The organism is Bifidobacterium sp. SKU (genome assembly GCF_026016405.1).
GTDB classification, from domain to species: domain Bacteria; phylum Actinomycetota; class Actinomycetes; order Actinomycetales; family Bifidobacteriaceae; genus Bifidobacterium; species Bifidobacterium bifidum.
The window spans coordinates 2,191,912-2,216,071 of the sequence record NZ_CP092890.1 but is presented as its reverse complement, the minus strand read 5'-3'; the positions used below and the strand labels follow the sequence as shown (position 1 = coordinate 2,216,071).

The window sequence follows — 24,160 nt, the reverse complement described above, 5'->3', positions numbered from 1 at the left end:
ACGATGTGAGTAGCTCTCCTAACGCCGTAATTTCTGGGGGGGGGGGGGATAATACTGTCGTAGCTGCTCCTTCTGCTCGCAATGTCAACGTTGACGATAAGACGTCAGAAGAGGCCAATACATCAAACGGTGCGCCAACACCTTCCGAATCCTCAAATGGCGCGACAGACAATAAGGCGGACGACTCAGCAGAAGCTACCGCTGGCAATTCCGCTAATGATGGAGCCCAAACTCAGGCTCCAAACGATGCTTCTTCTCAAGATGCCAAGAACGATTCCTCAAATGCGACGGATCAATCGCCGGCGAAGGCCAATGTGCAGGTCGCCGCGACGGCGCTTGGCGGCCGTGACTTTGAGGGTCAGGTCACCAAGGAGATCAACGGCAAGACCTACATCCTGATTGGTAACGAGCAGCAGCTGCGTGCGATTGGTTCTGGCAAGAAGGTTATTGGCCGCATCAACAAGGTCAAGCAGACTTGCACGCGACAAGGACTCGGCAAGTACCAGTGGGTGGACGACGGCACGCCGTCTTCCGAATACGCCGGTGACGCCGATCTCTCCGGTTCAGATACTTTGCGCGATACTGATGCCTCCGACCACGACAGTCCACTGCTGTCATGCACGGCGTTAAGCGCCAGCGGCAAAAAGACCCGCACCAAGTATTACGGCGTGGGTGCTGATGGCACGCAAACGGACTACTCCGCTGCCAACACCGGCCTGACCTATTCCGCAGACGCCAACTACCTGATCTTCCGTGACATCGACCTGTCCAAGAACGCGGCAGATACCAACAACACCGAGTGGACTCCGCTCATGTTCTCCGGCACTATGCTCGGTGCTGTCTCCAATGACGGCGACACCGCAGCCAGCCTGTGGAAGGCTGTTGGTGCCGATGGCGCAAGCGTGGTTCACGCTACCGCAGCTCGGCCGGTCATCAGCCATGTGGTCGTCAATCAGAAAGATATGGTCTCTAATGTCAAAGGCGACCAGCTGGATGTCAGCAAGCAGCAGGGCATCGGCTTCTTCGCCTCGATCACGAACAAGACCGTGATGAACAGCAACAGTCTGGGCAGCGCCGGTACGGCCGTGGTGTCGAACCTCAAGCTGCAGGATGTGTCGGTGACGAATCATACGAGTGAATCGTATATTCCGCCGACCTTGCTCGGTATGCTCACTTCGGCAGTGGGATTACTGCTCGACACACTGTTGAAGGCGTTAAAACTATTGACATTCGGACAAGTAGATCTTGACCTCAATCTTCAAGGTCTGCTCACCCTGCACGAAAAAAATCCTTCCAACCTCGCCACGGGTGCATTTGCCGGCCGTATCTACGGGGACACCAAGGTTACGGACTGCGAGGTAGCAGATGTTTCGGTATCTAGCGTAAGCCGTATGACCGGTGGTTTCGTGGGATATGTTGAGGGCGCAACCCGATACGATGCAGTCTCCGGCATCGTAGGAGCGCTCACCAAGTTACTCTCGAAGATTCTGAACGTCATCCCGTTCCTCGGGCTGGGCGATTTGGTGGACTGGTTGCTGTCCGGCACGCTCGGGCTGAATGCCTTGATTCCGGTTGGCTACTACAACCCGGTTATCTCGAATAGTTCGGTGAACGGGTTCAAAAAGAACGTGGTGATCGGCAACAAGGACAACCCGCAGGCCGGCGGCTTTGTCGGTGCGCAGATTGGTGCAATCATTGAGAACTCTTCGGTGACGAGCACGAATGGTTTCACCGTGCGGGCAACGCAATATGCCGGTGGTTTTGCCGGAGTAAGTCGCAACGGCAACGTGGGCGGTCTGATTAACTCGCTTGGCGTCGACTTGCTGTCTGCGCTGCGTCCGCAGAGCCTCATCGAAAACAGTGGCCTGACGGTAAACGGTGACGATAAGATCACCGTGCAGGCCGAAGACTACGCCGGCGGCTTCAACGGTGCCATGGCCAATGCCTATGCTGTCAATGATTCGATTACGGCTTCGGTCGCCGTGACTGCCGACAGATCCCACGCCGGAGGATTCACCGGATTCGCCTCCGTGGGATGGGGCCTGGAACTCGGTACGGACGATACCACGAAGGCATCGTTGTTGAAACAGCTCACCAAGGCTGTGACTAAATTGCTGAGCGGCAGCAATAACGGTGCAGGAGAACTGCTATCCATCGTCGGTGTGAATCCTTCTGCGATTCTCGGTACACAAATGAAGGGTTCCTTCACAGTTGCTGCCGGCGGTGATTACGCGGGCGGCCTTGTGGGTGAAGGTTCGGGTACGGTGATCGGTGATTCCTCGCAGAACCGCCTTCAAAAACTCACATTCTGGAAGTACAACAATCGTCGTGACTTCCCACAGCAGCGTTCCACCACCATAGAAGGCCTTGAATCGGTCACGGCCACGGGCTCCTACGCGGGTGGCATCGTCGGCAATCTGCAACCGACAACGGTAGCTGGGTTGCTCAACAGTGTGGTGAAAATTGGCGATATTGCCATGCTCAAGAAGTTTGACCAGTTTGCCGCGTTCACCGTGGAGAACATGTCTGTCACCGCTCCGGCATCCGGCCTGACAGTGACGGCTGGTTCATATTATGCAGGCGGTGCCATCGGATGCGCCACCGGCGGCGACGTGACCCACACGAACCTTACCAATCTGGCCACGGTCTCGGCCAAGGGAGAAGCCGGCGGTTTTATTGGCTTCTCTGGACCAGGCGACGCCATCGGCGCTGGCGGTCTCAATGTGCTCGGGCTTATCAAGCTTTCCGGTCTGCTATCGGTTGCCCAATATTCTTCGGTTGCAGTCACTGCATCGAACGTGAACGGCATCTCTGGCGGATTCACGGTTGCGGCAACCGGCAAGAACAAGAACAACGAAACAACCGATTACGCTGCAGGCGGTTTCTATGGTCAGGCCAACAGCACCAAGACCCGGGAAAGCCATGTGACAAACCTCAAATCGGTCACAGCCGATACCAGCACGTCCGATGGTGTGGCAGGCGGTTTCGTGGGCTTCTCCACCACCGGCGGCCTCGCCGACGCGCTCAGCAACGCAGAAGATTCCAGCGTATTGGATGGCCTGATCAAAGGCGGCCTGCTGTCCGTGAACGACCTGCTCGGTGCCGTACCGTATCTGATTCCAAGTTATACGGATACCACCGTGACATACGTCAACGGCGGTTATGTCGAAGGCGATATCGCGGGCGGCTATGCGGGAAACTTCCAAAGCGGCAAAGTCAATCAGTTCTCCGAAACCGATCTCAAGAACGACTCAACGCTGGCCGGTGTACAGTCCCGCGTGCAAACCAACCCCGTGGCCGTTGTCAACCTCGACCATGTGACCGGCGGCGCATACGCAGGCGGTTTCGGCGGCAAGGTTGTCTCCGGTGCGCTCGCTTCGGCTGGCAACGGCGGCCTGAGTTTGCTCGGCAAATTCGGTACGGTGGATCTCGCCAACCTGCTGCAGGTGGTGCAGGGCTATGTGCCATTCATCTCCTACGCGGGTGTGCATTCCGATGCCACCACCGTGGAGACCACCAGCGGCAACAAGATTTCCGACCCGGACGATCCCGGCTTCACCGTTTCCGCCACCCGACTTGACCAATCCGATACGCAATCCGGTTCCGCCGGCGGCTACATCGGATACGGTTCCGGTGTGCAGGTGTCCCATTCCAGTGTGACCCAACTGCGCCATACTGATGTCAAGGCACCGAAGAATCTGGAAACCGCCGGATCAATCAATGACACCTATCTGAGCAAAGACAGCACATATGCAGTCACCGCTGCGCGATACGCCGGCGGTTACATCGGCAAAATGGACATCGGCTCGGCGGCAGCTGTGGGCGGTGGCCTGAGACTGCTCGGCAAGAACGTCAATCTCAACGATGTACTCAGTGTGCTGGATGTCGTCGTCTCGACGATTGAACACTCCGATGTGACTGGCGGCATCGGCGGATACTCTGTTCTGGCCAGCGCCGCAGATCATAGGAATGCCAACAATGAGCCCGATCCACTGGGTATGGCTGGTGGTTTCGCCGGAGACATCGAAGGCGGCCACATTCAGGACTCGAGCTCTCATGAGTTCGTATACATCATCGGCCAGGTTTCGGCCGGCGGTTACGTGGGCGCCATGCAGCCGGGAGCCGTGGCGAACGTGCTTGGTGACGGCAGCGTGCTCAAGAAGCTTGCCAACCTCGACAACCTGCTCTCGCTCGTGCAGGACTTCACGCCGACGATTCGCAACAGCTCGACCGATGCCGCAGTGTGCGGCGGCGCGGTGCGTGCCCAGGCGGCATCGGATACGACCACACGCCGCGGCATGGCCGGCGGCTATGCAGGTCGTAATCGTGGCGGTCATATCTGGGGCAACAACACAGCAGCGTGGAAGCAGGAGAATACCGGCGGCAAATACAACGGGCCGCAGCGCGTAGCCTACGCCGCGCGCATCCGCAGTGTATACGGTGCCGAAATCGCCGGCGGTTACACCGGCTTCATGGAAGCGGCCGATACCGCTGAAGGCGGTTCGCTCTCCTTGCTCGGCGGTCTCATCAAGGCCGGCAACCTCGCCGGCGTGCTGTCCGTGGTCTACCCGACCGAGGAGCACACGAAGGTCACCGGTCCGCTGCGCAATATGAGCTACGACCAGTGGAAGACGTGGGTCGACAACATCGGCAAGTACGGTGCGTATGGCAAGGAATTTACCGAGGTAGCTACGGGCGATGGTGCGGGCTCTGTTACTGATCAGGATTCCCTGGACAAGTTCCTCGAATCCTACATCTTCGGATTCAACGTCGTCACAGGACGTGCGGAGTATCGGACCGGCGCGAACCTGCATGATTCCGGCGTCGCCGGCGGACACGTCGGTCTGATGCGCACCGGCACGATCACCGATGGCCAGTCGATGGATGTCAAGACCGTCTCTGCCATGCGTGCGGCAGGCGGTTATGCGGGCACGATGGAATCCGGCTCGGCATCCTCGTTCGGCTCTATCCAACTATTCGGCGACAAAGGCATCAAACTTGATTTGGGACAGATGCTCGACGTGGCACAGGTATTTGTGCCCGTCGTCAAATCTTCGAGCGTGGCCGGCTACCGCAAGGGTATGAAGGTCGTGGCCACCGGTGAAGACATCACGCACGGTACCGGTAATGCCGGAGGCTATGCCGGTCTCGCGGTCGGTGGCCAGATCTGGGGCGATCTCGGCCAGAACGGCCAGAAGCTTGTCAAGGGTGTCACCGCTGCTGGTGCCAACGTTTCCAACCTGCGCAAGGTGGAAGGCCGCAACAACGTCGGCGGATTCATCGGCGTGGCCACTGCCGGCGCGGTCGCGGATGTGGACACCAACGCATCCGAGGGATTCCTGCAAGGAATCCTCGACTCGCTGGTCTCGACCCCGGCAAGTCTGGTCAGCGTATTGCAGGCCACGGTTACGACGATTCGCGGTGCACATGTGAGCTCGGATGACCCGGCATGGGGATACACGGTCGACGGCGCATATGAGACCAAGGACGATAAGGGTAACACCACAACCAAGTATGCCCTGAACGCCGGCGGTTTCGCCGGCTCGCTGCAGGCCTCGATCCTCGGTGACAAGGATTCCGCCAAAGGCACCGGCAGTGAAGCGGATCCGAACAATGACCCAGCCGCACTTACAGTCACCGGGCTGCGCGCCGTTGAAGGCGGGCAATACGCGGGCGGCTTCTTCGGCCTTGCCGATGTGTCCAGCGTCGCTTCCGTCGGCGGCGGCGAGGCCGGCGATAAGCAGAATACCAACCTGCTGCTCAAACTGCTCAAGGTCGGCAACGTGGGCGTGCTCGAAGCATTCCGCACCTTCATCTATGACGGTCGGATCAACGGTGTGAGCGACGGCATCCAGATTGTCGCCCATGATTCCACCACAAAGGGCATGCTTGACTCGAAGCGTTACACCGGTGCGGCCGGTGGCTTCGGCGGTGGGCTGATCAATGGCTCTGTGAAGCAGTCTGCGGTCACCAACCTCAACAGTGTGACCGGCGTGAACTACGTGGGCGGCTTCATCGGGCATCTTGGCAAATCCGGCACGGTCGCCGCCGACAATGCACAGCTCGGCACAGATGCGCTCAATCTGCTTGGTGCCACGGCCGGCGTACTTGACATCTGGGGCTCGCACGTTGGCGATTCGCGCGTCATCGGCATCCCGGACGGTTATACCGTCACCGCCACACACCATGGCGACAATTACGGCAAAGCCACCGACAAGGCTACCGGACGCGAGGTCGCAGGCGGTTTTGTTGGATACGCGGATTTGGCCAGGGTGAAGGGCTGCGCGTCTGACAATCTCAAGAAGGTCACTAGCGGTGAGATTGCCGGCGGATTCGTCGGTGAAACCAGCCGTGCCTATTTGGTTGACGCGAAGGTCAACTCTGTACTTGTGGAACTGCTGCTGCATGTGGTGAACGCGCTGGTCAAGCTCCTGTACCTCGACAAGGCGGAACAGGTCGGCGTCATCGATTTAGGCAAGTGGTTCCCGGCCATCTTCGGCAAGGTATTCGATCTCAAGGTGCTTTCGGAAGGCAACGTGCTGTACGTGAACCTGTTCGGACTGAAGGTGAGCGTTGCTCTGTCCAAGGCTGATGATGAAAACCAGCAGCAGACCGACGTGGCGATTGTCACCATCGGCGATAGTGTCATCAAACTGCCTTGCAGCAAAGACGGCATTGATATGAATGGGTCGAGCAGCAACCTGACCGTCCAGCTCATCAAGGGCAACCGTACTCGCGTGGAACAGTCCACCGTAACGGGCATCGCCAGTGGCTATGACGTGTTCGGCGGAGGGGCAACTCAGGATACCGACGGTGTGAAGGATCTTTCCACAGGCTACACGGGCGGCTTCGCCGGACTGAACGACGAGGGCGTGCTGGCGGACGACCACATGGTCTACGCCGACACGATCCGCGGCACCAGCGGACTGGTCGACCCGTTCTCGAACACCAAACTCAAGTCCGTATGGGACTTCAACACCATGAGCGACATCCTTGGGCCGGTCGATGACGGCAACGGCGACAAGGCATACAACACCTATCGCATTTACCGCAAGGCGGCCGCGAACGCTAGTGAGGCCCGCACCTCCGCACAGGACGGCAACAAGATCTTCTCGCAGAAGAACACGGCAGACGATGCGCTGAACACCGGACTCGATCGTTGGGAAGTGAAGCTGTTCGACGTGGTCAACACATACGACAGCAGCGCTGTGCACAGCTCCGCATCCGGCGACGCCGGCACCACTTGGGTCGGCATTAAGGACGCCGTGGTCAACTCCACGGACGGCAGCACCAAGACGAAGCTCGATGCCTACCAGTCCCCGGCCAAGGCCGTGCTCATGCTCGACGCGACCGTGACCGACAACAACGGCGGACTCACCCCCGAACCGGACGACGGCCAGGACCCGTGCGGCAAGGACGGTTGCCGAACCATTGACCTGACCGTCCAGAAGGTATGGAAGGACGGCAACCTCGAACGGCCGCAGTCGGTCGAACTGAAGATCGCCGCGCACTATACCGATGGCAGTGGCAATACGGTGACGCCGCAGACGATTCAATGCTTCGGCGCGGATTGCACAACCGTGACGCAGAAGAATCCATGGACGGTGACGTTGGACTCCTCCGATGCCTCTTCCTGGAGCAACACCTGGCGCAAGGTGATTCAAGGACTGCCGGTCGCATTCGTGGATGGACAGGATGCCAACGGCAAGGACATCGTGCGTTACTACACGTACACCGTGGAAGAAACCGCCGTGACCTATAAGGACGGCGATACCACCAAGACCATCAAGCCCGCGGAGGCCGGATACCAAGTATCGGTCTCCTACAACACCAAGGAACGCGTGGCCATTGTTACCAATGCGGCGTTGCTTCCGGATACGGGAGGCGCGGGCACGATGTGGTTCCTGATGTTCGGCTTGCTGCTTATGGGAGCTGGCGTGGTCTGGTACGTGCGTAATCAACGCGTTCAATCCGGCACAGTCCGCTCGGGCTCCAGCCGTATACGAAAGCGAGGTGCCCATGCCTCGTGACGACCACATAGACAAACCGTACCTGCCAAACAGAAAAGATTTCCATCTAGAGAAAGGAACAGTAATGAAATCACTGATGAAAAAGGTTTTCGCTGCCGCCGCGGCGATTGCCACCGTATTTGGATTGGCTGCGACGACAGTCGCCACGGCCAACGCAGCGGATAATGCCACGCTGACGGTCAGCACTACTGACGCGAAGTTCGCCGGTAAGACCGTGAACGCCTACAAGATGTTTTCCGCCACCGTGAGCGGTGACGGCAAGGCTGTCTCCTACACGTTGACTGACGAGTGGAAGCCGTTCTTCAAGAACTCCGTCGGACTAACTGGTGTTACCGACGAGAACGTCAACGATAAAGCAAACGACTACGTATCCAAGCTGAAGGATAGTACCTTGGTTGCTTTCGCTACCAAGGCATCGAACTGGGCGCAGACCAAGGCCAACAACATCACGGCTGACGCGACTGCTACGGTATCTGCCGATGCCTCGAACGGTAAGTACACTGCGACGTTCACTGGTCTCGGCTACGGCTACTACGTGGTCGCTGTGCCGGGTGCGACCTTGGCCAACGCCAAGAGTCAATACGCCACGCTAGTTTCCGTTCATAGCACCAAGGTGGATGCCGACATTAAGGGCGATCTGCCTACCGTCGACAAGAAGGTACAGGTAGACGGCACTGGTAAGGACGCCACCGACGCGAAGATCGGTGATACCCTGACCTTCACCCTGACTTCCACCATTCCGGACATGTCCGCCTATGACACCTACACCTTCAACTTCAAGGATACGTTGTCTAAGGGCCTCACCTTTGGACAAGTCAAATCCGTTAAGGTCGAAAATGTGACACTGACCGAGAACACTGACTACACCGTCACCACTCCTACGGCCTCCAACAACAATACGCTTACTGTCGCCATGAAGGACTTCAAGACCAAGCAGCAGGCCAATGCCGGCAAGAAGATCACCGTCACCTACACGGCCACGCTGAACGAGAATGCTGTTGTGGGCGGTGCTGGTAACGTCAACTCCGCAAAGATTCAGTACTCCAACAACCCGAGCACCAATGGCACCGGTGAGTCCGAGCCCAGCAAGGTTCGCGTCTTCACTTATGGCTTCACCGTCGATAAGTACACTGGTGACCAATATACTGATGCCGCTACTCGACTTGCTGGTGCTGAGTTCACACTCGCACATAAGGACGGCTCCGCTATTAGCTTCGTGCAAGTCTCTGCCGGTAGTGCTACCGCGAACGCTGTGTACCGTGTAGCTAAGGCTGGTGAGACAGGTACTACGACTATCACCACTCCTGCAAACGGTAAGGTTGTCTTCGAGGGACTGAAGAACGGCGAGTACACGCTCACCGAGACCAAAGCGCCGGCCGGCTACAACAAGCTCGCCAGTGCCATCGGCGTGAAGGTTAATGGCCAGAACAACGGCACTGACACCACGAATGCCACCGTCACCATCACCTACAACAACGACAATGGCAACGACTACAACCAGACCGCATCGAACGGTGTCATCCCGGTCCAGAACAAGTCCGGTGCTATCCTGCCTGGCACTGGTGGCATGGGTACCATCGCCTTCACGGTGATTGGTGTGCTGGTCATCGCGCTCGGCGTTGCCTGGACTCTCAAGCGCAAGAACGCCTGACGAGCATGGCCGTGTTTTGGGCGTGAAGGGCACACACCCGCTACGCCCACAACACGGTTTCCTCGCGAAAAGAACGCTCGATGAAACGACTGCGCAACATCCTGCCCTTACTGGTCATTCTCGGTGGAATGCTCATTCTGTTCTATCCGACGATCAGCAACTTCCTCATTATGCGCAACGCCAGCCGCGCCGTAAATAACTACGACGCCAGCGTTGAAGCATTGAGCCAGGAACAGTACCAGAAGGTGCTGGATGCTGCGCACGCCTATAACGAAAAGCTCGCCCAGAACGATGCGGGAGAGACCGACGCTCTTGCCAGTGCCGTCAATTCCGCATCCACGGACGAGGAATACAACAGTCTGCTCAATATTGACGGTGACGGCATGATGGGATACATCACTGTGCCTAAGCTCGAGGAGACCTTGCCGATTTATCACGGCACTTCCGAGAAAGTGTTGCAATCCGGCATCGGACATCTCGAACAGACCTCACTGCCAGTTGGTGGCGCGTCCACTCATGCGGCGCTGTCTGGCCACCGGGGCTTGCCCACGGCAAAACTGTTCACGGACTTGAACCTTATGAAAAAAGGCGACAAGTTCTACATCACAATACTTAAAGACACGTATGCGTATCAGGTCGATAAGATCACTACCGTTCTGCCGACCGATACCAAACAACTGGCAATTGAGCCCGGCAAGGATTTGGTCACGCTCATCACTTGTACGCCGTATGCGGTCAATACGCATCGGCTGCTGGTGCGTGGCCATCGCATCCCATACACGCCGCAGCAGCAGGATGACGCCAAATCCACGTTCCACGTGGACATTCCGCTGCAGTACTTGTTGCCGTCTCTTGCACTGATTGCCTTGCTCATCGCATGGCATTTATGGCAGCGCCATGAGCGGCGACGCCGGCAGAGTGGGAGCGCCAAGGTCGCATCTGGTGATTCTGACTCTGCGGATATCGAGCCGGACGGTGACTTGCCTCCTCAGCCAGACAGTACAAATAACCAATCACATTCATCATGGCGGAAAGGACCGGGCAGACATGTTAGACCTGCATAGCGGAAGCGAGTATGGTGCGGCGCGCATTGCTGCCATGATTGCCGCCGCCGTTACTATCGTCCTCACTGTTCTTGCAGCCCTCGGCTCTATGGTGCCATATGCGCAAGCTGATTCTTTCGGCGCTCTCACCATCAATGCCGTATGGGGCCGAGACACGGCTTCGCCCAAATTGCTTGCCGGCGATACCTATTCCATCGTGCGCGTCGCCACCGTCGCAACGAACAATGATGGTAGCGTCTCCTCATATAAAACCGTCGGCGATTTTTCCGGCCTCACTGCCGATTGGGAACGCCTGACATCAAGTGAATATCACGATGCGGCCAAGAAGCTCGCTGCGCACGCGGCGAAAAACAAGCTGTACCAGCATTCCGGCACCACTAACGTAGCTGGTCAGCTCACTTTCCAGAATCTGCCGCTCGGCCTATATCTGGTCTCTCGCACGAGCTCGGCGAAAGCCAACAAAGCATACGACTGCGATCCGTTCCTCATCTCGATTCCCGGCAGCGGAGACACGGCCGCCGATCTCAACATCACGGTAGAGCCGAAATTTAGCGCCGGAACTCCTGTTGTCCCGCCCGAAAATAATCCAAACAAGGAGCCGGTAAAGCCTGGCGTTATCGGCCGTACCGGTGCCGCCGTAGGAAGCATTGCTGCGGCAGCGGGGCTCATGTTACTTGTTGCGTTCATTTTGTTCAGATTGCGCATGAGGCGTCGCATACGGGACGTCAATTCGGCCGGCAAATCCCATACAGATGATTTATTCGTATGCGAGAATAACGCGCCGAAGTCGCCGCTACTCGCTGCACTTCCCAAGCACCACGTAAAATCGAACACATGGAGTTGAACGATTTTCCCCAGATGGATCCGCGCGCGCTGAAGGCCACGTCCGTCAAAGCCGAAGACGAACATGCCAGTTCAGCTGAGCCGCAAGCATTGAAGATCACCGCCGCCAGCTCGAACCCGAAGATGTTCACGCTGCCCTGGCATAAGCCGTTGGCGACCTGGCCCGCCGAACTGTTGGCAAACCTCCCGCGAGGCATCTCCCGCCACGTCGTGCGATTCGTGCACGTCGGTGATGAGGTCTACGCCATGAAAGAGATCACCCGTCAGGTGGCCGAGCGCGAGTATGAGATTCTGCGCCGACTGCAGAAGCTCGAGTTGCCGACCGTCACCCCGATTGCCGTGGTCACCGGTCGTCATGACCGCAACGGTGAGCCGCTGGAAGCGATTCTGGTCACCCGTCACCTGAAGTTCTCACTGCCGTACCGCGCGCTGTTCGCCCGCAATCTCCAGCCGGATACTGCCGAGCGTTTGATCGACGCCCTTGCCGTGCTGCTGGTTCGCCTGCACTTGGCCGGCTTCTACTGGGGCGATGTGTCGCTGTCGAACGTCCTGTTCCTGCGTGATGCCGACGCGTTTTCCGCCTTCCTGGTGGACGCCGAAACCGGTGATTTGCAGGTGCAGCTTACCGATGGCCAGCGTGAATACGATATCGACTTGGCTCGCACCAACATCATCGGTGAATTGATGGATTTGGCTTCTGGCCGTCTGCTGCCGAGCGACGTGGACGAGATCGAGGTGGGCAACCGTCTGGTCGACCGCTACCACTCGTTGTGGAGCACGCTGACCGACACCGACAAGTTCGGCCCGGATGAGATGTGGAAGATCGAGCAGCGCGTCAACAAGCTCAACGATCTTGGCTTCGACGTGGATGAGCTGGAGATGAAGACCGCCGAGGACGGCAAGCGCGTGCTGGTCCGCCCGCGCGTGGTCGATGCCGGCTATGCGTCGCGCAAGCTTCTGCGACTGACCGGTTTAGATGTGCAGGAGAATCAGGCGCGGCGCCTGCTCAACGATCTGGATGCGTACCGTGCCTCCACGTGGCGTGAAGGCGAGGAGTTGGAGATCGTCGCCACCGATTGGATGCGTGAGGTGTATGAGCCGACCGTGCGTATGATTCCACGTGAATATCGTTCGCAGATCGAGCCGGCACAGTTCTTCCATGAGGTGCTGGATCACCGCTGGTTCCTTGCCGAGAAGGCCGGCCACGACGTGCCGATGGGCGAGGCTGTGGAAAGCTACATCCAATCCGTGCTGCCGAACTACAAGCTGGATGACAAAGCCGTGAACGAGCTCAACGCTGAAGCGGATTCCGGTGTGGTCGACGATGAGGCGAATTACGAAAAGCCCATCGACGATGATGATTACAATCCCGACGACGATCCTGATGCCGCGGTGTGGAGCCACTGATATGTGGAGCTGCTGAGCGAAACCGGACGGGGTGGAGCGCCGATTGCGGCGGCCACCCCGATTTTCGTTCCGCTTGATGACCCCGCCGGCAGCAGGGGGGGGGAGATATGGGTATTACTTCGTGGCGGCTGCCGCTGCTTCGCGACGGGCGCGGGCGACCGCGTACAGGCTGATACCGGCTGCGACCGAGGCGTTCAGAGACTCCACCATGGACGTGATCGGAATGCCGGCGATCGCGTCGCACGACTCGCGCACGAGTCGGCTCAGTCCCTTGCCTTCCGAACCGAGCACGACGATCAGCGGATCGGTCTCGAAACCGGTTTCGCCGACCAGCTTATCGCCGCCGCCGTCTAGGCCGACCGTGTAATATCCACGTTCGCGCATGCTTTCGATGGCCTTGGTGAGGTTCACCACGCGAGCCACCGGGATATGCGCCGCGGCACCGGCCGATACCTTCCACGCGGCAGCGGTGACCGAAGCGGAACGACGCTCCGGCAGAATCACGCCGTTGGCACCGAAGGCGGCGGCCGAACGAATCACCGCACCCAGGTTCTGCGGGTCGGTCACGCCGTCGAGCGCGATGAACAGCGGGCGTGCGTTGATGCGCGCACTCGGCGAATTCACCACGTCCATGGCCTTGGCCTTGCGCTCGGCGATATCCGCCAGCTCGGCGAGAGACGAATACTGGTACGGCTGCACTTTGAGCACGACGCCCTGATGGTTCGACGACCGGGCGATGCGATCCATTTCCAGACGGTCGGCCTCCAGCAGGTGCAGGCTTTGTGCGCCGGCGAGCTTGATGATCTCGCGTGTACGGTCATCATGCTCGATACGTGTCGCGATATACAGCTGCATGCTGGGGACGCCGACGCGCAGCGCCTCCAGCACGGCATTGCGGCCGATGACCAGATCGTCCGAATCGGACGTGAACTTCGCGGCGCGACGGCGGGCTGCCAGTCGTGGATCTGCCATCTTGCGACGGTTCGTCGCCTGCTTGGCCTTGTATGCCTTGTGATACACGCGATCCTCGGCTTTGGGCGTCGGCCCCTTGCCGCGTAGCGCATTGCGGTGTTTTCCTCCCGACCCCTTGGTCGGACCTTTCTTGATTGCCATACGTGCCATTGTCCCAGACCCCCACGCCAAACAGCCATTCGCGGCGCGCGAATCGCCCCAATCTCCTGAGAGACTCGGTTTGCGTTCCTAAGTGCGCGCCGGAACGCCGAGTGCGCGAACATAGGAACGCAGATCGCATAGTTTGCGTTCCTAAGTGCGCAGAGTTGTCGTTTCGGCGCGCACTTAGGAACGGAACGAAGCTCGTCCGGTTCCGAAGCCGCCGGATTCCTTGCCTTGGCACGTATGATGAATGCAGGATCGGGCGGCGTCATTCACGCCCGGAGAGCCAGAAGGTCTTGCGATGGTCGATGTGAGCAGGGAGTGCTGCGAGCGGTATTTCGGCATGGACGACGAACTGTTCGATTACACCATGGCGACGCTCCGCTGGCTGCTCGCGCTGTGTGAGCGTGTCGCCTGAAATCGTTCGCGGAATGCGGATATTTGGACAACACGTAAAGGGCTGTTTCGCCAAGCGATGACGGGTTTGTGGAATAATGGCAACAGTATGCATCGGCAGCAGTTGCGCCGGTGCCCATAACCGCGCAGCTTTATCGAGATGACCGGGGGAGGGGACGATCCCGGTGATCGTGAGGGCTGACTACTCCGCGGCTATATCAAGGAGACCATTATGGTTGATCACACAAATGATCAATCCACAGGCGTGCAGTCGCAGGAAGGCCTGCTTCACGACGTCGATCCCAGCTTGACCGAGACGAACGAAGTCGCCAAGGCGCTGGATGTGGATACCAATACCGGCCTGAGCTCCGCCGAGGCGCAGCGCCGGTTGGAGAAATTCGGCCCGAACCAGTTGGCCAGCGCGCCACCCGTACCCAAGTGGAAGAAGTTCCTGGCGCAGTTCCAGGATCCGCTGGTGTACCTGCTGCTTGCCGCCACTGTCATCTCACTGATCGCATGGTTCATCGAGCGCTCGCACGGAACGGCCGGCGAAGTGCTGCCGTTCGACGCCATCGTCATCATCCTGATCCTGATCGTCAACGCGGTGCTGGGCTATATTCAGGAGGCTCGTGCCGAGCAGGCGGTGGAGGCGCTCGCCCAAATGACGGCACCGCAGACCTCCGTGCTGCGTGACGGCAAAATCGTGCACATCAACACCGCCGACGTGGTTCCCGGCGACATCGTGGTGCTTGGCGAAGGCGATACCGTCTCCGCCGACGGGCGTCTGTTCGCCGCCGCGTCGCTGCGCATCGCCGAGGCGAGCCTGACCGGCGAATCCGTGCCGGTGGGCAAGAAGCCCGACACGCTCGACTCCGCCAAGGCGCTGGGCGACCGCACCAATATGATTTTCAACGGCACGTCCGTCACTCAGGGCACCGGCCGCGCGATCGTGACCGGAACCGGCATGAACACGCAGGTCGGCAAGATCGCCGACATGCTGTCGCAGACCGATGACGAGGATACCCCGCTGCAGAAGGAGATGACCCACGTCTCCAAGATCCTGGGCATTGCCGTGTGCATCATCGCGGCCGTCGTGCTCGTCGCGCTGTTCATCACGCAGGGCTTCCACAAGATGCCCGACGATCTCATCGACTCGCTGCTGCTGGCCGTTTCGCTGGCCGTCGCCGCAGTGCCGGAAGGTCTTGCGACGATTCTGACGGTTGTTCTCGCGCTCGGCGTGCAGCGCATGGCCAAGCACAACGCCATCGTCAAGAAGCTGAGCTCCGTGGAGACGCTGGGATCCGCTTCGGTGATCTGCTCCGACAAGACCGGTACGCTCACGCGTAACGAGATGACCGTCGAGCGCATCGTCACCCCGAGCGGTGAAGTGCAGCTCACCGGCACCGGTTACGAGCCCAAGGGCAAGATGCTGGGCATGGGTGGCGACGCCATCGAGGAGAGCGCCCCGGTCAACGCCGAAGCCCTGCGCACCATCGCCGTCGGAGCGTTTGCCAACGACGGTGACTTGCGTCAGAACGATGCCGGCCAGTGGGAGATCGTCGGCGACCCGACCGAGGTGTCGCTCGTCGTCGCCTCCCGCAAGATCAAGGCCGACCGCGCCCTCGGCAAGCTCGACCGTGTGGCCGAGGTTCCGTTCACGTCCGAGCGCAAGCGTATGGCCGTGATCGGCAAGGACAGCAGCGACAACGGCAACCTGAGCGTATATGCAAAGGGCGCGCCCGATGTGCTGCTCGGCTACTGCACGCGCATCGCGGTTGGCGACGCCGTCCGCCCGATGACCGAAGGCGACCGCCAGGAGATTCTCGCGACCGTCGAGCGTCTGTCCGGTGAGGCATACCGCACGCTGGGTGAGGCGTACCGCCCGCTCGGCACCACATCCCTGGCCGATATCCCCGGCATCAAGACCAATGCAGCCGGCCAGGTGACCGACATCTCCGAGCAGAGCGACGTCATCGAGCGTGACCTGATCTGGGCCGGCATGGTCGGCATCATCGACCCGCCGCGCACCGAAGTGCGTGATTCCGTGGCCGAAGCGCATCGCGCCGGCATCCGCACGGTGATGATCACCGGCGACCACCCGCTCACCGCGGCCCGCATCGCTTCCGATCTGGGCATCATCGAAAAGGGCGGCAAGGCCCTCACCGGCGATCAGCTCGACGCGATGCCCGACGAGGCGGCGTTCGACAAGGAGACTTCTGAGGTCTCCGTGTACGCCCGCGTGGCCCCCGAGCACAAGCTCAAGATCGTGGAGTCGCTGCAGCGCCAGGGCAACATCGCCGCCATGACCGGCGACGGCGTCAACGACGCCCCGGCCGTCAAGTCCGCCGACATCGGCGTGGCGATGGGCATCACCGGCACCGAGGTGACCAAGGAATCCGCGAAGATGATTCTCGCGGACGACAACTTCTCCACCATCGTCGCCGCCGTGCGCGAAGGCCGTGTGATCTTCGACAACATCCGCAAGTTCCTGCGCTACCTGCTGAGCTCCAACGTGGGCGAGGTGTTCACCGTGTTCGGCGGCGTCATGCTCGCCGGCGTGCTTGGCATCACGCAGCCGGGAACCACCGGTGTCGCCGTGCCGCTGCTCGCCACGCAGCTGCTGTGGATCAACCTGCTGACCGACGCCGCCCCGGCGCTCGCGATGGGTGTCGACCCGCAGACCGATGACGTGATGGCACGCAGCCCGCGCAAGCTCACCGACCGCGTGATCGACAGGGACATGTGGATCGATATCGCGTTCATCGGCATCATCATGGCGGCCGTCACCTTGATCGGCATGGACATGCACCTTGAAGGTGGCCTGTTCACCGACCGCTCCATCGGCGGCACCCACGAATTCCAGATGATCGAGGCCCGTACGATGGGCTTCACGATTCTCGTGTTCGCGCAGCTGTTCAACGCGATCGCATCGCGTTCCGCACGTCAGTCCGCGTTCGTCGGCCTGTTCTCCAACAAGTGGCTGTGGGGGGCGATCGGCCTGTCTGTCGTGCTGCAGCTCGTGGTGATCTACGTTCCGTTCCTCAACTCCGCGTTCGGCACCACGCCGCTCGGACCGTGGGCATGGGTCGAGTGCATCTGCCTCGCCGCGGTCGTACTGATCGCCTCGGAAATCTACAAGGCGATCATGCGCGCCATCGACCGCAAGCGCGGCATCATGGCATAACAATGCCATAAGCCTCCACCGGCAGTCAGGGCTCCCGCTCTCCACATCGGAAAACGGGAGCCCTTCTCATACCCCGGAATCGCTGAATATGCGGTGACATGACGGAACGATGTCGTAGCATCGGAGGCGAACCATATATCAATGGCACGTTCCGAAGGGATTCGCAATGTCACTCATCGAACAATTCCATGGCGCCGCCGCCGATGGAACGGAACTCACCGCTATTTATGCTGAGCAGCCGGCTGCTGATGTGGCGTTCGCGCTGATCTTCGCCGGTCACGGTCTTCCGCGCTTCGTGCACTGGGGCCGCCCGCTCGCGGCGCCGGGAACCGTACTCGCCGCATACGACGCCCTGCGGCCGCAGCGCGTGTCCGGCGCGCTGGACGAGACCGCCTGGCCAAGCATCATGCCCACGCAAAGCGAGTCGTGGATAGGGGCACCGCGACTGGATATCCGGCGCGCCGGCGTAGCGCCGTTCTGTGCATTCACGGTGACCGGCATCGCAATCCGTCAGGACGAACGCCAAGGCGTTGACGTGTCCGACGGCGTGGACGGTGCCGCGCATACCGTCACGCAACAGGTGCCGGTCGTCACCGTGACCGCGTCGGATACCGAGCAGGGCGTGGAACTGTCATGGACGGCCGAACTGTTGCCCGGCGGACTGATCAGACAGCGCGCCACGCTGCGTAATCTTCCAGCCGGTAATCTTCTGACCGGTGACTTGGAAGTCGGTAAAGTCGAACTCGGCTTCCCGCTCCAGGCACTTGCCACGGAGATACTCACCACCACCGGCCATCATCTGCGCGAACGCAGCCCGCAGCGGCAGCCGCTGACCGAAGGACGCTTCGAGAAGGTCTCGATGGCGGGGCGCCCAGGTTTTGACGCCTCTCTGTTGCTTTCCGCGGGCGAGCCCGGCTTCGGGTTCGAGCATGGCGAGGTCTATTCGGTGCATGTGGGCTGGAGCGGCAATTCCGTGCTGTCGGCAGAGCGTCAGCCGTATACGACCGGTCTGATTGGCGGCGGCGAGGTGCTGCTCGGCGGCGAGGCCACGCTCGCCCGCGGCGAAACGTACACCACCCCGTGGCTGTACGGGTCGTACGGTGACGGGCTCAACGAGGTGGCTGCGAGATTCCATGATTACGTGCGCTCCTGTCACCCGGATCTCGCCGTCAAGCCACGTCCGGTGATTCTCAACACGTGGGAGGCCGTGTATTTCGACCATGACTACGACACGTTGAAGGCTCTGGCCGATAAGGCCGGGGATTCCGGTGTCGAACGGTTCGTGGTGGATGACGGCTGGTTCGGCTCCCGCCGAGACTCCACATCCGGGCTCGGCGACTGGCAAATAGCGCAGGATGTGTGGCCGGACGGGCCGAAGAGCCTCAAGGCGCTCGCCGATTACGTGCACGGAAAAGGCATGGAGTTCGGCCTGTGGTTCGAACCGGAGATGGTCAACCCGGATTCCGACGTGGCCCGCGCCCACCCTGACTGGGTGCTGCGCCCGACTGCGAACCGTCTGCCGATGCAGGGACGCTCGCAGCAAGTGCTCGACCTGACCAATCCCGACGCCTACCGATACATCCATGATTCCATCGATGCGCTGGTCGGCGAGTTGGGCATCGACTACATCAAATGGGACCACAACAAATTCGTCACCGAGGCGGTCTCGCCACGTACCGGCAGGCCGGCGGTGCACGGGCAGACGCTCGCCGTGTACCGGATGTTCCGTGACCTCGAAGTCGCGCATCCGGGACTGGAGATTGAGAGTTGCGCATCGGGCGGCGGCCGTATCGACCTGGGCATACTCGAATTCGCCAGCCGCGTGTGGACGTCCGACTGCGTGGACCCGGTCGAGCGGGCCGATATTCAGCGGTACACGTCGCTGCTCGTGCCGCCCTGCATGATGGGCGAGCATGTGGGGGCGAGTCCTGCACATTCCACGCATCGCGCCACGAGCCAGGAGATGCGCATGGCGATGGCGTTCTTCGGGCACATGGGCGTCGAATGGAATCTGCTCAAGGAGCCGGACGAGGCGTTGAACAAGCTCGGCGAATGGGTCGCCGAATACAAGAGGCACCGCGCATGGTTCGCGATCGACACGTGCGTGCACGCCGATATCGCCGATCCGGCCGTCCGGGTCGACGGCATGGTCAAGCCGGATCGTTCCGCGGCGTTCTACCGGTTCACGCAACTGACAACGTCCCAGACTCTCCCTGCGGCGCCGATTCGCGTGCCCGGTCTTGACCCCGATGGCACGTACCGCATACAGCCGTTGTGGCTGGATCTCGATCTCGACGGGCTTGGTCTTGGCAGCGGCCAGTCGCCGTTGGGCTGGTGGACCAAAGACGGCGTGCTGATGACGGGCCGGGCGCTGATGACCTACGGGTTGCGCCCTCCATCGCTGCATCCGGCCCAGTCGGTGCTGTTCACCGCCATTCGCCAATAAGCCAGACGGCATCGAACGGAGCATAACAATGTGCCGGCGGCCCAGTCATGGAGTCGCCGGCACATTGCGTCAAAGAACTTGGGTATCGGCTCTAGTCGTTGACGTCGGCCTTGTAGAAGTTAACGTAGGAACGGCTGGGGGTCGGGCCGCGCTGGCCCTGATAATGGGAGCCGGTGCCCTTGGAGCCGTAAGGGTGCTCGGCCGGAGAGCTGAGCTGGAAGAAGCACATCTGCCCGATCTTCATGCCGGGCCAGAGCTTGACCGGAAGCGTCGACACGTTGCTCAACTCCAGCGTGATATGCCCCTCGAAACCGGGGTCGATGAAGCCGGCCGTCGAATGTGTGAGGATGCCCAGACGGCCCAGCGAGCTTTTGCCTTCCAAGCGTGCCGCCACCGTCGCGTCGAGCTTGACGTACTCCCACGTCGAGCCGAGCGCGAACTCGCCCGGATGCAGGATCCACGGCTCGTCCGGAGCGACGTCGAACTGCTCGGTCAGCGCCCCCTGGTTCTCGGCCGGATCCACGTATGTGTAGGCATGATTGTTGAACAGGCGGAAGAAACGGTCGAGGCGCACGTCAATCGACGCGGGCTGCACCATTTCCGGAGTCCATGGGTCAAGAGAAATATGACCGTCCTTCTGGGCGGCGAGAATGTCGCGGTCGGACAGCAGCATGAGGATTCTCCTTTTCGCGCTCACGTGTATGGCGCACGGCGCCACACTACAGTCTACAGCCATTACCATGTGATGGGATTCAGCCCGCGACATCAACTCACAGGAAGCTTTCAGACAATCTCAGCATTGCACCAAGAAACGGGTGTTTTACTATTAATTGTCAGCACAAGCCGACCGGGAATCGGCAGCACGATTCTCAATAACTGAACCCCTTTCTTCTTCTCTCTCCTTTCTCTCCCCGGCGGGCAACACCGCCGGGGTTTCTTTTTGCCCGCGCGCAGCCGTTAAGCCGGACGTCGAAGTTAACGTGTCGGTTGCGGAGTCGGTTTATATTGTGAAGTAATCCCACACAACCGACGGAGAGCCGGAGCGAGCCTTGGAAGTCTTTCAGCTGATACTGTGCATTATCGGCGTCGTCGTATTCTCGTCGTTCGTCAGCCGGTTCATCCCCAAGGTGTCGACTCCGCTGGTTCAGATCGCGATGGGCGCGATCATCACGCAGGTGCCGGGATTTCCCAACGCCTCCCTGAATCCCGAACTGTTCATGGTGCTGTTCATCGCGCCGCTGCTGTATCTGGAAGCGCACGAGATCGACAAATCCGAATTGCTGAAATCGCTGAAACTGTCATTGTCATTGGCAATCGGACTGGCCATCGCTACCATGGTGGCGGTCGGCGTCGTCGTCCATGCCGTCTGGCCGTCCGTGACGCTCGCCGCCGCGCTGGCGCTTGGCGCGGCGCTGGGGCCGACCGACGCGGTGGCGGTCAGCTCGCTGGGCAAGGAGGCGTCGCTGAGCCTGCGCCAGTTGGGCGTGCTCAAAGGCGAGTCGTTGTTCAATGACGCGTCCGGCATCGTCGGTTTCCAGTTCGCCATCGCCGCCGCCATCACCGGCGAGTTCGCGATCGGCCGGGCTGCCGGCGAGTTCGCGCTCTCGTTCATCGGCGGTGCCGTATACGGTCTGGTGATTGCCCTGCTCGCGAACTGGCTGTTCGAGACCGTGCGCTCGCTGGGTTGGGAGACCACCACCACCCGCATATTGATGGAGCTGTTCCTGCCGTTCATGCTGTACCTGACCGCAGAGGAACTGCACGTGTCCGGCATTCTCGCGGTGGTTGCGTCCGGCCTGTTCGTGCGGTTCGACCGGACCGGCATCGGGCCGAACGTCGCCCGCACCAACATCGTGTCGTCCAGCGTGTGGGGTGTGCTGTCGTTCAGCCTCAACGGTGCCGTGTTCATCCTGCTCGGCATGCAGCTGCCGAAGGCGATGAGCGCCAGTTGGGACGATCCCGGCGTGAGCAACGTGCGCCTGAGCATCGTGATTCTGCTGGTGTCGCTGGTCGTGGTGACGATGCGGTTCCTGTGGGTGGCCGGGATGCTGCGTTTGGCGCGCGACGTCAACACTGGCAAACGGCGCAAGATGACGCCGGCCCGTTGGCGCAGCGCCGCGGTGATGACCTTCGGAGGCGCCAAGGGCACGATCACCCTGTCGCTGATGTTCACCATCCCGTTCACCGTCACCTGGGGCGTGCCGTTCCCCATGCGCGACGAGTTGATTTTCATCGCATCCGGCGTCATCGTCGTCACGCTACTATTGGCGAATTTCATGCTGCCTCTGCTCGCTCCGAACCGTGACCGCATGGCACCCGAAATGACGGAGATCACCATAGAGATCCTACGCAAGACCGTCGAGGAGTTGACGGGGCGAGTCGACGATGAGAACCGCCGCGCGGTGCTCATGGTCATCGAGTCGTATACGAAGCGCATCACGAGATTGAAGCAGCGCGTCGGGGAATCCGACCCCCAGGGATTGGAGCGGCTGCAGATCGAGGCGCTGCACTGGGAGAAGGACTATCTCAAGAGTCTGCTCGCCGAATTGAAAATGCACCCGCTGGATGATGCGGCGGAGCAGGACATGCGCGTGGAGGCATGCGAACGCATGATGGATGACATCATGAACACGTTGCGGCACACGTCCACGGACTCCTCTTCGGGCCATGCGGTGTCTCAGATTCGCGGTCGCATGCGCGCGTTCGAACGCCGTGCGGAGAATCTCGGACGGCGCATCAGCAGCAAGATCCGGCGTACCACGCCACTGATCAGCGAGGACGAGATGTTCACGCACTCCCGGCTGCTGCAGCTCGACGTGATGGAGCACGTGGTGGATCGGCTGTATGAGGAGATGGGACGCGGCACCTACCGTACGGAGCACTGCTCGGCGCTGATCCTCGATTATCGCCGGGCCGAGGGCGCGTTGAAGTCACGGCCGAACATGGGCGGCAGCGCGAAGGCGATCGCTCAAGCGGAAGAGATCAAGCGCGAAAGCTACGGCATCGAGCTGGGCATCATCCAGGACATGCTCGAGGCGGGCGACATCACACGCGCCCAGGCGAAGGCCCTGCGCCGCAACGTGTTCGTCATGAGTGTGGACGCCGACAGCAGCATCTGAACGGGGTGGTTGCGGCCGATGGGTTCGCGCGGGTCACAGCACGCCGGACGCGATGTCGTGCAGTACAAGCCATTGCCGGATATCCGAAAACTCGTCCAGGCTCACCGCATGGTCCAGCCCGCGGTAGCTTTTCGTCGTCAGCCACGTGTGCTCTTCCAGCCACGCGGCCGCGGCGAACAGCTCGTATTTGGGAATGACCGCATCGTTCTTGCCGTATCCGAAATATACCGGTATCTCGAAGTCGGCCAGCCGGTCATCCGCCGGCGCGGTGCCGGGCACGTCTGCGGGCGCGAGGAATCCCGACAGGTTGATGACGGCGCGATAGCGTTCCGGGTGCATGCGCAGCAGATGGACCGCGACGGCCCCGCCTTGCGAAAACCCGATCGGCACGACGTCGCGCGTCGCGGGGATGTGGCCGTCGACCCACTGGTCGACCGCGCGTGCGGCGGCCGCGATGTCGTGATCCAGGTCGTCTCCGGAAGGCACAGCGTCATGGAACCAGCTGTATGCGCCGGCCGATACGCCTTCCGGCGCGTGCAGGACCAGAGGCGCTCGCAGCGACACCACATCGTTGTAGGGGGCGATGTACTGCATGATTCCGGCGATGTCGCGTTCATTGGATCCCCATCCATGCAGCGCGAGGAACAACGGCCGTGTCGGCATCGCTTCAGCGTTTTCGGGTGACATCCAGGCATACTGCACCGAGACCGGATCGCCGAATCGTCCGGGAATCACGTCGGAAAGACGTCGTGTCGTATCGTGTGCCGCTTCTTCGCCCATAAGCCTCAATATACGGCATCGGCATGGTGCCTGATTGGTGGTTGTTCATGAATCGCGCTCTCAAAACTCGCAGATACAAAAGTCGATGTATTGGAAAATGGCGGTTCTGATTTTGTATCTGCAAGTT

General features: G+C 60.4%; 11 protein-coding genes. 8 read left to right on the top strand and 3 right to left on the bottom strand.

Going from position 1 to position 24,160, the window contains the following annotated elements:
- Positions 1-314 precede the first annotated feature (314 nt).
- The 5 genes from MMB49_RS09355 to MMB49_RS09335 all read left to right on the top strand — a co-directional run bounded on the left by MMB49_RS09355 (position 315) and on the right by MMB49_RS09335 (position 12,995).
- A complete protein-coding gene (locus MMB49_RS09355; RefSeq protein WP_265067866.1) occupies positions 315-8,030 on the top strand; it encodes an LPXTG cell wall anchor domain-containing protein in 7,716 nt (2,571 codons plus the stop codon).
- 64 nt (positions 8,031-8,094) lie between these two features.
- Complete coding sequence (locus MMB49_RS09350; protein ID WP_003815882.1) at positions 8,095-9,681, top strand: SpaH/EbpB family LPXTG-anchored major pilin; 1,587 nt, start codon at positions 8,095-8,097, stop codon at positions 9,679-9,681.
- Positions 9,682-9,761: 80 nt separating this feature from the next.
- Positions 9,762-10,745 carry a class C sortase gene (locus tag MMB49_RS09345; RefSeq protein WP_047271155.1) on the top strand — a complete coding sequence of 328 codons (984 nt, stop codon included), beginning with the start codon at positions 9,762-9,764 and terminating at the stop codon, positions 10,743-10,745.
- On the top strand, positions 10,729-11,589 hold the full coding sequence (locus MMB49_RS09340) for a hypothetical protein (RefSeq protein ID WP_047271153.1): 861 nt from the start codon (positions 10,729-10,731) through the stop codon (positions 11,587-11,589). The genes MMB49_RS09345 and MMB49_RS09340 overlap by 17 nt, the downstream gene beginning before the upstream one ends.
- Positions 11,580-12,995, top strand: coding sequence for a DUF4032 domain-containing protein (locus MMB49_RS09335; protein WP_047271151.1), 1,416 nt, complete (start codon positions 11,580-11,582; stop codon positions 12,993-12,995). Before MMB49_RS09340 ends, MMB49_RS09335 begins: the two co-directional genes overlap by 10 nt.
- 114 nt (positions 12,996-13,109) lie before the next feature.
- On the opposite strand, the gene rlmB is transcribed toward MMB49_RS09335, so the two are convergent.
- Entirely contained in the window at positions 13,110-14,108 is a 999-nt protein-coding gene (gene rlmB, locus MMB49_RS09330) for a 23S rRNA (guanosine(2251)-2'-O)-methyltransferase RlmB (protein WP_003814978.1), read from the bottom strand.
- Positions 14,109-14,736: 628 nt separating this feature from the next.
- Between rlmB and MMB49_RS09325 the strand changes: the two genes are divergently transcribed.
- Complete coding sequence (locus tag MMB49_RS09325; protein WP_047271149.1) at positions 14,737-17,688, top strand: cation-translocating P-type ATPase; 2,952 nt, start codon at positions 14,737-14,739, stop codon at positions 17,686-17,688.
- Positions 17,689-17,854: 166 nt separating this feature from the next.
- Entirely contained in the window at positions 17,855-20,134 is a 2,280-nt protein-coding gene (locus MMB49_RS09320) for an alpha-galactosidase (RefSeq protein ID WP_047271148.1), read from the top strand.
- Between the two features lie 91 nt (positions 20,135-20,225).
- On the opposite strand, the gene dcd is transcribed toward MMB49_RS09320, so the two are convergent.
- Positions 20,226-20,807, bottom strand: coding sequence for a dCTP deaminase (gene dcd, locus MMB49_RS09315; RefSeq protein ID WP_003814973.1), 582 nt, complete (start codon positions 20,805-20,807; stop codon positions 20,226-20,228).
- A 376-nt stretch (positions 20,808-21,183) separates the two neighbouring features.
- Here dcd and MMB49_RS09310 point away from each other — a divergent pair, with 376 nt between their 5' ends.
- Positions 21,184-23,253 carry a cation:proton antiporter gene (locus tag MMB49_RS09310; RefSeq protein WP_022173971.1) on the top strand — a complete coding sequence of 690 codons (2,070 nt, stop codon included), beginning with the start codon at positions 21,184-21,186 and terminating at the stop codon, positions 23,251-23,253.
- Positions 23,254-23,286: 33 nt separating this feature from the next.
- Here MMB49_RS09310 and MMB49_RS09305 read toward each other — a convergent pair whose 3' ends face one another.
- The gene (locus MMB49_RS09305; protein ID WP_047271146.1) at positions 23,287-24,033 is read right to left on the bottom strand and encodes an alpha/beta hydrolase; all 747 of its coding nucleotides are present in this window, start codon (positions 24,031-24,033) and stop codon (positions 23,287-23,289) included.
- Positions 24,034-24,160: the final 127 nt, after the last annotated feature.

Bases quoted from the DNA above. Each gene is read 5' to 3' on its own strand.
- MMB49_RS09305 (WP_047271146.1), bottom strand. From the start codon at position 24,033: ATGGGCGAAGAAGCGGCACACGATACGACACGACGTCTTTCCGACGTG.
- MMB49_RS09335 (WP_047271151.1), top strand. From the start codon at position 11,580: ATGGAGTTGAACGATTTTCCCCAGATGGATCCGCGCGCGCTGAAGGCC.
- MMB49_RS09345 (WP_047271155.1), top strand. From the start codon at position 9,762: ATGAAACGACTGCGCAACATCCTGCCCTTACTGGTCATTCTCGGTGGA.
- rlmB (WP_003814978.1), bottom strand. From the start codon at position 14,108: ATGGCAATCAAGAAAGGTCCGACCAAGGGGTCGGGAGGAAAACACCGC.
- MMB49_RS09340 (WP_047271153.1), top strand. From the start codon at position 10,729: ATGTTAGACCTGCATAGCGGAAGCGAGTATGGTGCGGCGCGCATTGCT.
- dcd (WP_003814973.1), bottom strand. From the start codon at position 20,807: ATGCTGCTGTCCGACCGCGACATTCTCGCCGCCCAGAAGGACGGTCAT.
- MMB49_RS09320 (WP_047271148.1), top strand. From the start codon at position 17,855: ATGTCACTCATCGAACAATTCCATGGCGCCGCCGCCGATGGAACGGAA.
- MMB49_RS09325 (WP_047271149.1), top strand. From the start codon at position 14,737: ATGGTTGATCACACAAATGATCAATCCACAGGCGTGCAGTCGCAGGAA.
- MMB49_RS09350 (WP_003815882.1), top strand. From the start codon at position 8,095: ATGAAATCACTGATGAAAAAGGTTTTCGCTGCCGCCGCGGCGATTGCC.